The organism is Ferrimonas aestuarii, assembly GCF_005116665.1.
Classification (GTDB): Bacteria; Pseudomonadota; Gammaproteobacteria; order Enterobacterales; family Shewanellaceae; genus Ferrimonas; species Ferrimonas aestuarii.
In genome coordinates, this window is the sequence record NZ_SWCJ01000008.1 from 140,238 (window position 1) to 152,340 (window position 12,103).

Annotated in this window: 13 protein-coding genes and 5 tRNA genes; all 18 read left to right on the forward strand. The window is 50.1% G+C overall.

Annotated features, from left to right (window positions below):
• Positions 1-6 precede the first annotated feature (6 nt).
• The 18 genes from FCL42_RS12340 (at position 7) to FCL42_RS12425 (ending at position 12,100) form a co-directional block, all read left to right on the forward strand.
• On the forward strand, positions 7-468 hold the full coding sequence (locus tag FCL42_RS12340; protein ID WP_136863729.1) for a flagellar basal body-associated FliL family protein: 462 nt from the start codon (positions 7-9) through the stop codon (positions 466-468).
• Positions 469-476: 8 nt separating this feature from the next.
• Positions 477-1,190, forward strand: coding sequence for an RNA polymerase sigma factor FliA (locus FCL42_RS12345; protein WP_136863730.1), 714 nt, complete (start codon positions 477-479; stop codon positions 1,188-1,190).
• Between the two features lie 11 nt (positions 1,191-1,201).
• Positions 1,202-2,059 (forward strand): flagellar motor stator protein MotA, encoded by an 858-nt coding sequence (motA, locus tag FCL42_RS12350; RefSeq protein WP_136863731.1) that lies wholly within the window; start codon positions 1,202-1,204, stop codon positions 2,057-2,059.
• Between the two features lie 20 nt (positions 2,060-2,079).
• A complete protein-coding gene (locus tag FCL42_RS12355) occupies positions 2,080-3,030 on the forward strand; it encodes a flagellar motor protein MotB (RefSeq protein ID WP_229359855.1) in 951 nt (316 codons plus the stop codon).
• Positions 3,023-3,343 carry a hypothetical protein gene (locus FCL42_RS12360; protein WP_136863733.1) on the forward strand — a complete coding sequence of 107 codons (321 nt, stop codon included), beginning with the start codon at positions 3,023-3,025 and terminating at the stop codon, positions 3,341-3,343. Before FCL42_RS12355 ends, FCL42_RS12360 begins: the two co-directional genes overlap by 8 nt.
• Positions 3,344-3,851: 508 nt before the next feature.
• Positions 3,852-5,990 carry a prolyl oligopeptidase family serine peptidase gene (locus tag FCL42_RS12365; RefSeq protein ID WP_136863734.1) on the forward strand — a complete coding sequence of 713 codons (2,139 nt, stop codon included), beginning with the start codon at positions 3,852-3,854 and terminating at the stop codon, positions 5,988-5,990.
• 210 nt (positions 5,991-6,200) lie between these two features.
• A complete protein-coding gene (gene ybgC / locus FCL42_RS12370) occupies positions 6,201-6,602 on the forward strand; it encodes a tol-pal system-associated acyl-CoA thioesterase (RefSeq protein ID WP_136863735.1) in 402 nt (133 codons plus the stop codon).
• Positions 6,592-7,278 carry a protein TolQ gene (gene tolQ / locus FCL42_RS12375; protein ID WP_136863736.1) on the forward strand — a complete coding sequence of 229 codons (687 nt, stop codon included), beginning with the start codon at positions 6,592-6,594 and terminating at the stop codon, positions 7,276-7,278. The genes ybgC and tolQ overlap by 11 nt, the downstream gene beginning before the upstream one ends.
• Positions 7,278-7,709 carry a protein TolR gene (gene tolR, locus FCL42_RS12380; protein ID WP_136863737.1) on the forward strand — a complete coding sequence of 144 codons (432 nt, stop codon included), beginning with the start codon at positions 7,278-7,280 and terminating at the stop codon, positions 7,707-7,709. Before tolQ ends, tolR begins: the two co-directional genes overlap by 1 nt.
• Complete coding sequence (tolA, locus tag FCL42_RS12385) at positions 7,710-8,645, forward strand: cell envelope integrity protein TolA (RefSeq protein ID WP_136863738.1); 936 nt, start codon at positions 7,710-7,712, stop codon at positions 8,643-8,645. It begins immediately after the preceding gene.
• Between the two features lie 10 nt (positions 8,646-8,655).
• On the forward strand, positions 8,656-10,008 hold the full coding sequence (tolB, locus tag FCL42_RS12390) for a Tol-Pal system beta propeller repeat protein TolB (RefSeq protein WP_136863739.1): 1,353 nt from the start codon (positions 8,656-8,658) through the stop codon (positions 10,006-10,008).
• Between the two features lie 33 nt (positions 10,009-10,041).
• The gene (gene pal, locus FCL42_RS12395; RefSeq protein WP_136863740.1) at positions 10,042-10,575 is read left to right on the forward strand and encodes a peptidoglycan-associated lipoprotein Pal; all 534 of its coding nucleotides are present in this window, start codon (positions 10,042-10,044) and stop codon (positions 10,573-10,575) included.
• A 16-nt stretch (positions 10,576-10,591) separates the two neighbouring features.
• The gene (gene ybgF, locus FCL42_RS12400; RefSeq protein WP_136863741.1) at positions 10,592-11,365 is read left to right on the forward strand and encodes a tol-pal system protein YbgF; all 774 of its coding nucleotides are present in this window, start codon (positions 10,592-10,594) and stop codon (positions 11,363-11,365) included.
• A gap of 155 nt (positions 11,366-11,520) precedes the next feature.
• Positions 11,521-11,596, forward strand: a tRNA-Lys gene (locus FCL42_RS12405).
• A 50-nt stretch (positions 11,597-11,646) separates the two neighbouring features.
• Positions 11,647-11,722: transfer RNA gene (locus tag FCL42_RS12410), tRNA-Lys, on the forward strand.
• Between the two features lie 50 nt (positions 11,723-11,772).
• A tRNA-Lys gene (locus FCL42_RS12415) sits at positions 11,773-11,848 on the forward strand.
• A 50-nt stretch (positions 11,849-11,898) separates the two neighbouring features.
• Positions 11,899-11,974, forward strand: a tRNA-Lys gene (locus tag FCL42_RS12420).
• A gap of 50 nt (positions 11,975-12,024) precedes the next feature.
• Positions 12,025-12,100 (forward strand) — tRNA-Lys (locus tag FCL42_RS12425).
• Positions 12,101-12,103: the final 3 nt, after the last annotated feature.

Sequence of the window (12,103 nt, forward strand, 5' to 3'; positions counted from 1 at the left end):
CATTAGATGGCGATGAGTACAGGGCTAAAGCGGTCGCTGATGGCTGTAGTTTTTATTTTTTGGTCTGTGGCACTGGTGGTGTTTGGTGTGTTTGGGGTCGATAAACCCGAAACCTTCAACCTGCCTTTCCTGTCTCACGAAGAGAAGCCTGAACCGAATAAATTTTATCCGTTGGATAAATTGGTCATCTCACTTCCTGGCGAGCGCTACCCTCGATATCTACTACTTGAAATGGCACTTCAGAGCCCAAGTGAAGAGATGGAGTCCAAGCTGATTGCCAGTGATGCGGTGCTGAAAAACACCATGATTAAGCTCATGGGCAATAAATCTATCGATACCCTCAATGACACCAATCATTTGGAGCAACTTCAGGACGAAGCCCGAGAAGTGCTTCAAGCGGTACTGATTAAACATGGATTTGAAGTTCAACTGGATGCGGTTCTTATTACGCGTCTGGTGGTTCAGTAGGAGACACTATGCTAGCTGAAGCACTTGACTATGGCGCGCAGCAGAGACAGGGAAGTGAATCTCAATTGCTGCAGCAGTATCTACCGTTAGTCAAAAAAGCTGTCAATCAACTGCGAAGCCATTGCGGCAGTCAGTTGGAGATCCAAGATATGGAACAGATTGGCATGATGGCTTTGCTGGATTCACTGAGGCGCTATCCTGGCGAACTCGATGGTGGATTTATTAATTTTGCTAGCAAACGTATCCGAGGCTCCATTTTAGATGAACTCAGGCGCTTGGATTGGCGTCCTCGCCCAGTTCGTCAACAAGCTCATGAATTTAATGACGCCGTACGAACCTTAACCCGTACCCTTGGCCGACCACCTAAAGATGCTGAGATTGCTGATGCCATGGGGCTAAGTCCAGAGCAGCTTAGGGAGCGCTTGTACGCCAGTCAGGCTGAGTCGATGCAAAGTTTGGACGACCTGTTCCAGCAAGGAGTTGAGCCAGAGCAAAGCCGCGATGGGCAACCCAGCTTTATCGACAAGCGCACGCTGGTGAAGGCACTGTCGAAGCTGAATAAGCGGGAGCAGCTGGTGCTTGGTTTGTATTATCAGCATGAACTGAACCTTAAAGAGATTGCGTTAACCTTGAATCTAACCGAATCACGAGTTTGCCAACTGCATAAATTGGCGGTTAAGCAGCTACAAGAAATTTTAAGTCACTGGCACGGACAACAGTAGAGACATAGTCGATGAAGAAGTTATTAGGTTTCGTATTTTTGCTCGCTACTGTGTTTGGCGGTTACATGTCCCATGGTGGCAACATGGGCAACCTGTGGCAGCCATCTGAGTTGGTGATCATCTTCGGGGCGGGTATTGGTGCGCTATTTATTGCTAACCCTTTGTCGGTGCTGAAAGACATGAAAAGCCAATTGAGTGAGCTATGGAAGGCCGAAGTGGAAGACCCAGAGCTCTACCCACAACTGTTCGGCCTGATGCACGTATTGCTGGGGCAGTTGCAAGCCCAAGGGATGAAGGTGCTCGACGAGCATATTGAAAATCCCGATGAAAGCTCACTGTTTTTAATGTATCCCGCGGTGCTTAAGCAACCGGAATTACTTCAGTTCTTGATCGATAACCTGCGTTTGCAATCGATGGCCAAGGTTGATCCCCACGATCTCGAGGCACTTATGGAAGAGGAAGTTGAGCGAATTCATGAAGATCACCTTCGCCCCTCTGAAGCATTGTCCAAAGTCGCGGAAGCCATGCCTGGATTTGGTATTTTGGCGGCGGTGATGGGGATAATCATTACCATGGGTAGTATTGATGGCCCATTGACCCTGATTGGGGTAAAAGTGGCAGCCGCGCTGGTGGGTACGTTCATCGGTATCTTTGCCTGCTATTGCATGTTTGATCCACTGGCGACGGCTCTGGAGCATTTAGTCGATCGCCACAGTGCTAGATTGAGGTGCATGACCGCCATATTGGTGATGCACAGTAAAGGGAAGCCTGCGTTACTTTGTATTGATGCTGGCCGTAGACAGATTCAATCAGAGAACCGGCCGAGCTTTATCGAAGTTGAACGCTGGCTAGAGGCGCAACAACTCTGATGCAGCATGGAAAGAATCCCGTGATCATTAAGAAGAAAAAGAAGAACAAGCACGGAGGTAGCCATGGCGGAGCATGGAAAGTCGCCTTTGCTGATTTTACATTGGCAATGATGTGTTTCTTCATGGTCATGTGGCTGATGCAGATTGCCGATCAGCAGGAGCGTAAAGCCATTGTGCAGAAGCTCAATGGTCCGCCAATTGAGCAAGGTGCTAACCCCTTAGCCACCAGTGTTAACAGCTCCATTATTGACTTCGAAGGACGGCCTAGCATTGACAAAGCGGGGATCCCGGCAACGGGAACCGGCGCCGAGCAAGCAGGCGTTGCGATGTTCAATAATATTCCAGAAGGTGAGCAAGACGCCAAAGCCGGTCAGGGCAAAGAGCTCAATACCCTGATTGCTGGCGACAGCCCAAGCCAGATCAAGCTCAACATGTTGGTGGCGCAGGTGGAGCAATTAATGCAGCAGAGTGGCCTCTCTGATCAGATGGCGGTTGAAGTGACTCCTGAAGGGGTACGCATCTTGATTCAGGATGGTTCCGATAAATTTATGTTCAAGCGTGGTCAAACGCAGATGCAGCCTTATTTTGAAGATCTGATGCTGTCTTTAGCGGATCTGCTGGCTCCTCTTGATAACCGTTTTGTTATCAGCGGCCATACGGACTCGGCGCCCTTTGCTGGAATGAAAACCACCAACTGGGAGTTGTCCTCACTACGAGCATTGGAAGCTCGCCGAGCCTTGGTGGTCGGTGGTGTCGATCCCAATCGAGTGCTGCAAGTGGCAGGGTACGCCGATCAGATGCTTCTAAATCGTGACGACCCATTGGCAGCGGCAAACCGACGCATCGAGCTGTTCATTTTAAGTGAAGCGGGTCAGGATAAACTGCAGAGACAGCACGGCCTGTCCTCTCAGAAACTGATGCAAGCCAAATCAAAAGCCCAAGGCAATCAACCAAGGCTTCGTTATGAGTGAGCAAAAGGCAGCTTCTAGTACAAATAAAGCTTCAGGCTTTGTTCGCAACGGCCCAGATCGACTGCAGAAAGTGTTTTTGTACCTGATTTTGGTTAACTGGCTGGTGGCAGTATTGGTGGTGATGAAACTGCCAAGTCTGAGCTTGTTTTCCAGCTTGGTGGCCGGTGGCAGTGTGATAGCGCTGCAGTTAACCCTGCTGCAGCTGGCAAAGCTAAGAGCTAGGCGAGCAGGGGACGGTTATCTTTTGTATCCGATAACCGCCTGCACCATCTTGATGGTGTTTGTGATAACCGGATTTGTGATGTTTTACTAAGGGCCTGTTCAGGCCCTTTTCACTTTCTACTCTAATAAACAATCAGAGCTTTGATTGTTACATCTATTTCTCAGACAAGAAAAAAGGCCTACAGAAGTTCTGTAGGCCGAAATTGCAATCAACAAAAAAGAAGGAAGTTAAGCAAAAGAACCTTTAAACCAAACTGACTTTGCTTAGTGTCAGCCTAGCCGGAAATTGGACACTTAATGAGTCGTTCTCTCCTCAATGGCTGTCATTTTATGGGAGTTACTTAGGGTTAGACAACCAAAAAAAATTACCTTTTCGGATAACTTTTTCTAATATTACTTGTGTTGCCTAAAAATCAATTAGTTCCATTGAAAACACGCGGTTACTGGCTAGATCTCGGTTTGCGCCCCTAGGATGTATCGGTTCACAAAAATAATCAAAGTTAAAGAATATTAATGCAACTTTTGTCTGGGCTTGGTGACCAAGGTTGGATTCGTTATAGTGGCTGCGGGATAAGAACAAACACTAATAAGGATGCATCATGCGTGCGTTAGCATTTTCGCTATTGGGGTTGGGGCTTTTGGCTGGGTGCCAGAGTACCGAACAGGAGCCATTGACGACCTCGGTCATGCCGGAATCGGTTCGTCAAAATGTGGTGGAAGACCTTCATGGCACTAAAGTCGCCGATCCATATCGTTGGCTTGAGGATCTAGACAGCCCAGAAACCGCAGACTGGGTTAAACGTCAACAACAGTACAGCAATGATTACTTGTCAGGCATCGACAATCGAGATGTCATTGAACAGCGTATCACCCAGCTGTGGAACTACGAGCGATTGAGTGCGCCTTTTATCAAAGGTGATTACCAATTTTTCTACCGCAATGATGGCCTGCAGAGCCAGTCGGTTCTTTACCGTGCCAATAAAGATGGCAGCAATCCTCAGGTTGCTTTAGACCCAAATACTCTGTCTGCGGATGGCACGGTTGCCCTGTCTGGCGTGAGCATTAGTAAAGATGGTCGCTGGTTGGCTTATGGCACCTCTGAGTCGGGCTCTGACTGGCAGCAGTGGCAGTTTCTTGACCTGAGCAGCGGTCAGCCTCTTACCGACACCTTGGAGTGGATCAAATTCTCCTCCGCCTCGTGGGATAAAGAGGGCAAAGGAGTGTGGTATTCCCGCTACGATGCGCCAAAAGCTGGCGACGATAAGATGGAGCAGGCCAACTACTTCCAGAAAGTGTTCTATCACCGTTTAGGCACCGACCAGTCAGAAGACGTGTTGGTGTATGAGCGCAAAGATCAGAAAGATTGGGGGTTTGGCGCTGAGCTATCCGACGATGGTAAGTACCTACTTATCTATGTGTCCAAAGGCACCGACTCTCGTAACCTGTTCTTCTATCAAGATTTGGCAACCGGAAAAACCGTTGAGCTGATCTCTGAGTTTGAGGCTGAGTACGGCTACCTTGGTAACGACGATTCCACGTTCTACTTCCAGACCAACTACCAGGCGCCACAAGGTCGCATCATCGCCATCGATGTTAACAAGCCTGAAAAAGCCAATTGGAAAGAGTTGGTGCCTGAGTCGAAGAACACCTTAGCCAGTGCAAGCCTGATCAACGATCATTTCGTGGTTCGTTACATGAAAGATGTGCTGGCGCAAGTGAGCCTGTTCGATCTCAATGGCAAGCACACCGGCGACTTGAGTCTTCCTGGCGCCGGCAGTGTTAACGGCATCAGTGGCGAACGTAAAGATACCAGCTTCCACTTCCTGTTTAACTCTTACATCCAACCGACCGCGGTTTATCGCTATGACTTTGCTAGCAATAAGGTAGACAGCGTTACCCAACCGGATGTGGCGTTCGATCCGAAAGACTACGTGTCTGAGCAGGTGTTCTATACCAGCAAAGATGGTACCCGCGTGCCGATGATGATCTCCTATAAAAAGGGGCTTAAACGCAGCGGTGATAACCCAACTCTGCTGTACGCCTATGGTGGTTTTAATATCTCACTAACGCCACGCTTCTCTCCGGCAACCATCGCTTGGTTGGACATGGGCGGCGTGTACGCGGTGCCAAACCTTCGTGGTGGTGCAGAGTATGGTGAAAAGTGGCACCAGCAAGGCATGTTGGAGCGCAAGCAAAATGTGTTTGACGATTACTACGCGGCAGCGGAGTACCTGATCGATAACGGTTTCACCAATAGCGATAAGATGGGTGCCTATGGCCGCAGTAACGGTGGCCTACTAATGGGAGCCGCGTTGACTCAGCGCCCGGATCTGTTTGCCGCGGTGCTTCCTGCCGTGGGTGTTCTGGATATGCTTCGTTATCAGAAGTTCACCATCGGTTGGGCGTGGACGCCGGAATATGGCAGTGCCGATAACAAAGCCGACTTTGAGTATCTGTATGCCTACTCGCCGCTGCACAACGTGGCCAAGCGAGACTACCCAGCGACCATGGTGATGACCGCCGATCACGATGACCGAGTGGTGCCGTCTCACAGCTTTAAGTTTGCCGCAGAGGTTCAGCACCAGCAGCAGGGACCAGCACCGGTTATTGCCCGAATTGAAACCAAAGCGGGTCACGGTGCCGGTAAGCCGACGTCGATGCGAATTGCGGAGTATCGAGATATCTATGCCTTCCTATGGCAGAACTTTGGCCTAGAGATTCCAAAGACGATTAACTAAACCGAAGGGGGAGCACGATGCTCCCCTTTTTTGTCAGTTTAATTGGCCATTTTTACAGCAAACACTGGGCAGACAGAGTTTTTGTTTATAATTCGGTCGCAAAATTCGCATAAGTTTACCATTGTGCAACCTTAGGCTCTGCCATAGCGCCTAGCCATAAGGTATAGTGAGCGGTCATTACAACAATTACATAGACCCTATAGGTGAGGAATGGCGTTTCAGTGGCCAATAAGGGTGTATTACTCTGATACCGACGCGGGCGGGGTGGTATATCACGCTAACTACTTGAACTTCTTTGAGCATGCTCGGTCTGAGATGCTAAGGCAAAGTGGGTTTGAACAGGATGAACTGATGCAGCAAGGGGTGGTGTTTGTGGTCAGCAACATCAACCTTGATTTTGTTCGTCCGGCAAAGTTCAACCAACAACTTGTGGTCGATACCCAGATAACCAAATTGGGTGGTGCCAGCATGGCATTTGAGCAGCAACTGCTTGATCAAGACGGGCAAGTCTATTGCCAAGCGGACGTCAAAGTGGTTTGTGTCGATGCCACTAGCTTTAAACCTCAACCTATTCCTAAGTCCATTAAGCAGGAGCTAGCTCGTGTCAGCTGAAATTTCGTTTATTAGTTTGTTTTTAGAAGCCAGTTTATTGGTAAAACTGGTGATGCTGATGTTGCTGCTGCTGTCGATAACCGGTTGGGCGGTGATCATTCAGCGGCGAACGATTTTGAATCACGCCACCGCTCATGCTCGTCGTTTCGAAGACAAATTCTGGTCAGGGGTGGATCTGACCCGCCTGTATCAAGAACTCTCTGCTCGCCCTGAACGCAACTCTGGTATGGAACTGCTGTTTGTCGCCGGTTTCAAAGAGTACATGCGCCTGAGTCAAACCGCCTCCAGCGGCGGTGCCATTATGGATGGCTCCCAGCGCGCCATGCGCGTGGCGTTGTCCCGTGAAGTGGACAAATTAGAGTCCAACCTTTCCCTGCTTGCCACCATCGGTTCCACCAGCCCATATATCGGTCTGTTTGGTACCGTGTGGGGCATCATGAATGCCTTTATCGCGTTGGGTGCAGTGCAAAATGCCACCTTGAACATGGTGGCACCAGGCATCGCCGAAGCGTTGATTGCAACGGCAATGGGCCTGTTTGCGGCGATTCCAGCGGTGATCTTCTTTAACCGTTACTCCACCAAAGTGGAAAAGCTGGAGAACAGTTACATCAACTTCATCGAAGAGTTTTCCAGTATTTTGCACCGTCAGGCCTTCAACGATAAGGAAGCCCGTTAATGCAAGGATTTCAGCGCAAACGCCGTCGCAAAGTCGCTGAGATTAACGTGGTGCCCTACATCGATGTGATGTTGGTACTGCTGATTATCTTTATGGCGACCGCGCCCATTATCACCCAAGGGGTGAAAGTGGACCTGCCCCAAGGGGAAGCGGAACCTCTTAAGAAAGATTCAAAGCCGCCTTTGGTTGCGTCAGTAACCAAGGAGGGAGATTACTTCCTCGATAACGGCAGCGTGAAAGACGATCGCTCCCTCTCTTTGGATGAACTGGCGGCTTTGGTGGCCGCGGAACTGCAACTGGATCCGCAACGTCCGGTGGTAGTGAAGGGGGACCGCAGCGTCAGTTATGATGATGTGATTCAACTGATGGTGAGTTTACAGCGGGCTGGAGTGCCCTCCGTCGGTTTGATGACGGACAGTGCGGAGCAGTAGATGCAGCAACAAAAATTAACCGTTCCCTTTGTTCTATCGCTTATTTTTCATGGTGGCTTAATTGCCCTGCTGATATTTGGCGTCGAGCTGCAATCCACACCAAAGCCTCAGCCCAAGGGGGTATCCGCTCCCGTGGTTCAGGCGGTGGTTGTGGATCAGGCTCAGGTACAAGAACAGGTGGAGCGCATTAAGCGCGCCAAAGCGGCGGAGGCAGAAGCCGAGCGTAAACGCCAGCGAGAGATTGAGCAGCGCCGCAAGCGTGAAACCGAACAGCTTCGTAAGCTCGAAGAGGATCGCAAGCGCAAACAACTCGAAATTAAAAAGGCGGAAGAGGCGGCCCGTCAGGCCAAGCTGAAGCAGAAGAAAGAGCAAGAGCAAGCCAAGAAACTGGCTGAGCAGCGCAAGCGCGAAGAAGCCGCGAAGCAAAAGGCTCAGAAAGAGCGTAAGGCTGCAGAAGACGCGGCTCGTAAGGCGGAAGCTGAACGTAAGCGCAAGGCCGAAGAGGAGCGCAAACGCAAAGCCAAAGAGGAAGCGGAGCGTAAGCGTAAAGCCGAAGAGGAGCGCAAGCGTAAAGAGGCACAAGCTAAACGTGAGCAAGAACTTGCTGACCAATTAGCGGCGGAGCAAGCGGCGCTATCGGCGGCTCGAAATCGTCAGGTGCTGTCGGAGGTGGATCGTTACACGGTGCTGATTACTCAAGCGATCAAGCGTAACCTACGTACCGACACCAGCATGCGCGGCAAGGAGTGTAAGGTGAAGATCAAGCTGGCCAAAGATGGCTTTGTGATCTCCAGCCAAACCTTAGGTGGTGACACCAGCGTATGCCGAGCCACCCAAGCGGCCATCAACTCAGCAGGTCGCCTGCCGGTGTCTCCTGAGCCTGATGTTTACGACAAGATGAAAGAAATTGATTTAACGGTTCAACCAGAGCAATAGTGAAAAACCAATGAGATTGATACAGCAGATAACAGCAGCCATCTTGACCTGGTGCGCCTTTTTGGCCCCAGCTCAAGCGACGCTGGAGATTGTCATTACTGAAGGCATTGATGCGGCAAGACCCGTTGCGGTGGTGCCTTTCGTTTGGCAAGGGCAGGGACAGATGCCGTCACAATTGGCGGACGTGGTTTCATCGGATCTTCGCCGCTCTGGCACTTTTAATCCCATATCTCAAGGCTTGATGCCAGCTCAGCCATCGGCGGCATCGGAGATGGATCTGAATAAATGGATTGCCACCGGCGCCGAAGCCGTGGTGGTCGGAAAAATCAGCGAATTTGGTCCAGATCAGTATCAGGTGAGCTTCGAGCTGATTGACTTGGTTCGTGCTCAGATGACCGGCGGCGAGTCCAAAGGGCTGTTTAACGGCGAGTTAGTGGCCACTCAGGATCATATTCTGGAAGGTCGTGACACGGTGATTCGCGCCAGTCAGTTCCGTCAATATGGCCACCGTATCTCCGATCTTGTGTATGAAGCACTGACTGGAATTAAAGGAGCCTTCCTGACCCGAATTGCCTATGTGACCGTGGACGATGCTGACGCGTTTAAGTTTCAGCTTCGCGTTGCCGACTACGATGGTTATAACGAAAAGGTGCTGCTGCGCTCCAAAGAGCCGCTGATGTCACCATCGTGGTCTCCAGATGGTCGCAAACTGGCTTATGTGTCGTTTGAGAACAACCGCTCTGAGATCTACATTCAAGATCTGTACACCCAAAAGCGTGAGCGTTTGACGAGCTTTAGCGGCATTAATGGCTCCCCAGCTTGGTCTCCTGATGGCACGCAATTGGCCATGAGTTTGTCCAAAGATGGTAATTCTGAGATCTACGTCATGGATCTGGCGACCAAATCATTGCGCCGAATTACTAACCATTATGCTATCGATACCGAACCAAGTTGGCATCCTGACGGTAAATCGTTGATTTTCACGTCAGAACGGGGTGGTCGACCACAAATTTATCGAGTATATTTGGATACCGGAAGGATCCAACGTTTGACCTTCCAGGGAGAATGGAACCTTGGGGGTTCTGTGACCCCTGATGGTCGCTACTTGGTAATGGTGAATCGGACAAATGGCCGTTATCATATTGCGCGCATGGAGCTTTCTACCGGCTTTATGGACGTACTGACAGAAACCTATCTGGATGAATCACCGAGTGTGGCCCCGAATGGCACCATGATCATCTATGGGACAAGTCACAATGGTCGCCAAGTTTTGGCTGCCGTTTCGGTAGATGGTCGATTTAAGGCTCGGCTTCCAACCCTGGTAGGTAGTGTTAAAGCGCCGTCTTGGTCGCCTTATCTTTGATTGGAAAGAATTTATTTTAAAAGGAAAAATCAGATGAAACTGAATAGCCTACTCAAAGGTATGCTGATTGCTGTACCAGCTCTGGCGCTGACAGCGTGCTCCAGTACCTCTGACAGCGATTCCCAGTCCCAGACTGGATCTAATAATACCAATGAGCAAGTGAACACTGGCGTTCAAACTGGCGCAGTTGAGCCAGTACTGACTCCAGCTGAGCAGCAGCGTCTTAAGTATCAAGAGCTGCGCAAAGAGCACATCCTGTACTTCGATTTCGATCGCAGTGACATTCAAGCTCAGTACGCTGAGCTGCTGGAAGCTCACGCGAACTACCTGATCGAAAACCCAAGCGTTAAAGTGCTGATCGAAGGTCACGCTGATGAGCGCGGTACTCCTGAGTACAACATCGCTCTTGGCGAGCGTCGTGCGAAAGCGGTTTCTCGTTACATTCAAGGTCTGGGCGTACTGTCCTCTCAGATCTCTATCGTTTCTTACGGCGAAGAGAAGCCTCTGGATGCATCTGCAACCGACGCCGCTCACGCTAAAAACCGTCGCGCTGTACTGGTTTACTAATCGAAACGGTTAAATTATGAAGAAAGCTGTTATTGCAACGGCTCTTCTGATGGTGGGGGCGCAGCTTCAGGCTGCGCCCGCTCCCGTTATAGAAGCAGCTGAAAATCAAACCGCCTCCTCCTCCTTTGCCTCCAATGACCTTGAATCCCGAGTGACTCGCCTTGAGCGCTTGATGAAAGCCCGCAACCAAGCTCAACTTCATATGCAGCAGATGTTCGATCAGCTTCAATCCGAAGTGTCTGAGCTGCGTGGTCAAGCGGAAAGTCAGCAATATCAGCTTCAACAGGTGATTGAGCGTCAACGTCAGCTTTATCAAGAGTTGGCTCGCATCGAAGAGGGCTTTAAGGCCGCACCTGCTGCAGATTCTGCCGCGCCTGCAACCTCAGCTCAGCCTACGGCTACGCCGGCTTTGACTTTGTCAGAGGCGGATGCTTACCAGCAGGCCGTTGATCTGGTGCTTAAGCAGCGTCGTTATGACGATGCGATTCCGGCGTTCCGTCAGTTTATCGAAAACTACCCGCAGTCTTCCTATACTGCTAACTCTTACTATTGGTTAGGCCAACTGCTGTTTAACCAAAATAAGATGGGCGAAGCTCAAGGGGCGTTTTCTACTGTGGTAAATCGCTACCCTGACTCAGCCAAGCGTGCTGACTCTTTGCTTAAACTTGGCAAAATTGCCTCTGCTCAAGGTGATAAAGCGTCAGCAAATCGCTATTTTCAGCAGGTGGTTAAAGAGTATGCGAATAGCAATGCTGCAGATTTAGCCAAAAAAGAACTGGCAAAAGGCTAATTGGAGCAAAACCTTAGCTTGAAGCTTGTTTTTTTGAACGCTTCGCCGTTTTTGTGCGCAAAGGGTCAAAAAAGCTGGATTTCTTGTTGCGCGCCAACTCCAAATTGGTATTATAGCCGCCCGTCGGATGAGGCACTCCTCGAAAGACGCAGAGTGGGTCGTTAGCTCAGTTGGTAGAGCAGTTGGCTTTTAACCAATTGGTCGAAGGTTCGAATCCTTCACGACCCACCACATATTCCTAAAGGCATCGTCACCAAACGGTGCTGGAACACAAATTGCGTGGGTCGTTAGCTCAGTTGGTAGAGCAGTTGGCTTTTAACCAATTGGTCGAAGGTTCGAATCCTTCACGACCCACCATGTATTCCAAAAGGCATCGCTACCAAACGATGCTGGAACACAAATTGCGTGGGTCGTTAGCTCAGTTGGTAGAGCAGTTGGCTTTTAACCAATTGGTCGAAGGTTCGAATCCTTCACGACCCACCACGTATTCCAAAAGGCATCGCTACCAAACGATGCTGGAACACAAATTGCGTGGGTCGTTAGCTCAGTTGGTAGAGCAGTTGGCTTTTAACCAATTGGTCGAAGGTTCGAATCCTTCACGACCCACCACGTATTCCAAAAGGCATCGCTACCAAACGATGCTGGAACACAAATTGCGTGGGTCGTTAGCTCAGTTGGTAGAGCAGTTGGCTTTTAACCAATTGGTCGAAGGTTCGAATCCTTCACGACCCACCACGT

What these genes read in the sequence shown, in the direction of transcription:
- FCL42_RS12340 (WP_136863729.1), top strand. Translation starts at nt 7, where the DNA reads ATGGCGATGAGTACAGGGCTAAAGCGGTCGCTGATGGCTGTAGTTTTT.
- ybgF (WP_136863741.1), top strand. Translation starts at nt 10,592, where the DNA reads ATGAAGAAAGCTGTTATTGCAACGGCTCTTCTGATGGTGGGGGCGCAG.
- motA (WP_136863731.1), top strand. Translation starts at nt 1,202, where the DNA reads ATGAAGAAGTTATTAGGTTTCGTATTTTTGCTCGCTACTGTGTTTGGC.
- tolB (WP_136863739.1), top strand. Translation starts at nt 8,656, where the DNA reads ATGAGATTGATACAGCAGATAACAGCAGCCATCTTGACCTGGTGCGCC.
- pal (WP_136863740.1), top strand. Translation starts at nt 10,042, where the DNA reads ATGAAACTGAATAGCCTACTCAAAGGTATGCTGATTGCTGTACCAGCT.
- tolR (WP_136863737.1), top strand. Translation starts at nt 7,278, where the DNA reads ATGCAAGGATTTCAGCGCAAACGCCGTCGCAAAGTCGCTGAGATTAAC.
- tolA (WP_136863738.1), top strand. Translation starts at nt 7,710, where the DNA reads ATGCAGCAACAAAAATTAACCGTTCCCTTTGTTCTATCGCTTATTTTT.
- FCL42_RS12360 (WP_136863733.1), top strand. Translation starts at nt 3,023, where the DNA reads ATGAGTGAGCAAAAGGCAGCTTCTAGTACAAATAAAGCTTCAGGCTTT.
- ybgC (WP_136863735.1), top strand. Translation starts at nt 6,201, where the DNA reads ATGGCGTTTCAGTGGCCAATAAGGGTGTATTACTCTGATACCGACGCG.
- FCL42_RS12365 (WP_136863734.1), top strand. Translation starts at nt 3,852, where the DNA reads ATGCGTGCGTTAGCATTTTCGCTATTGGGGTTGGGGCTTTTGGCTGGG.
- FCL42_RS12345 (WP_136863730.1), top strand. Translation starts at nt 477, where the DNA reads ATGCTAGCTGAAGCACTTGACTATGGCGCGCAGCAGAGACAGGGAAGT.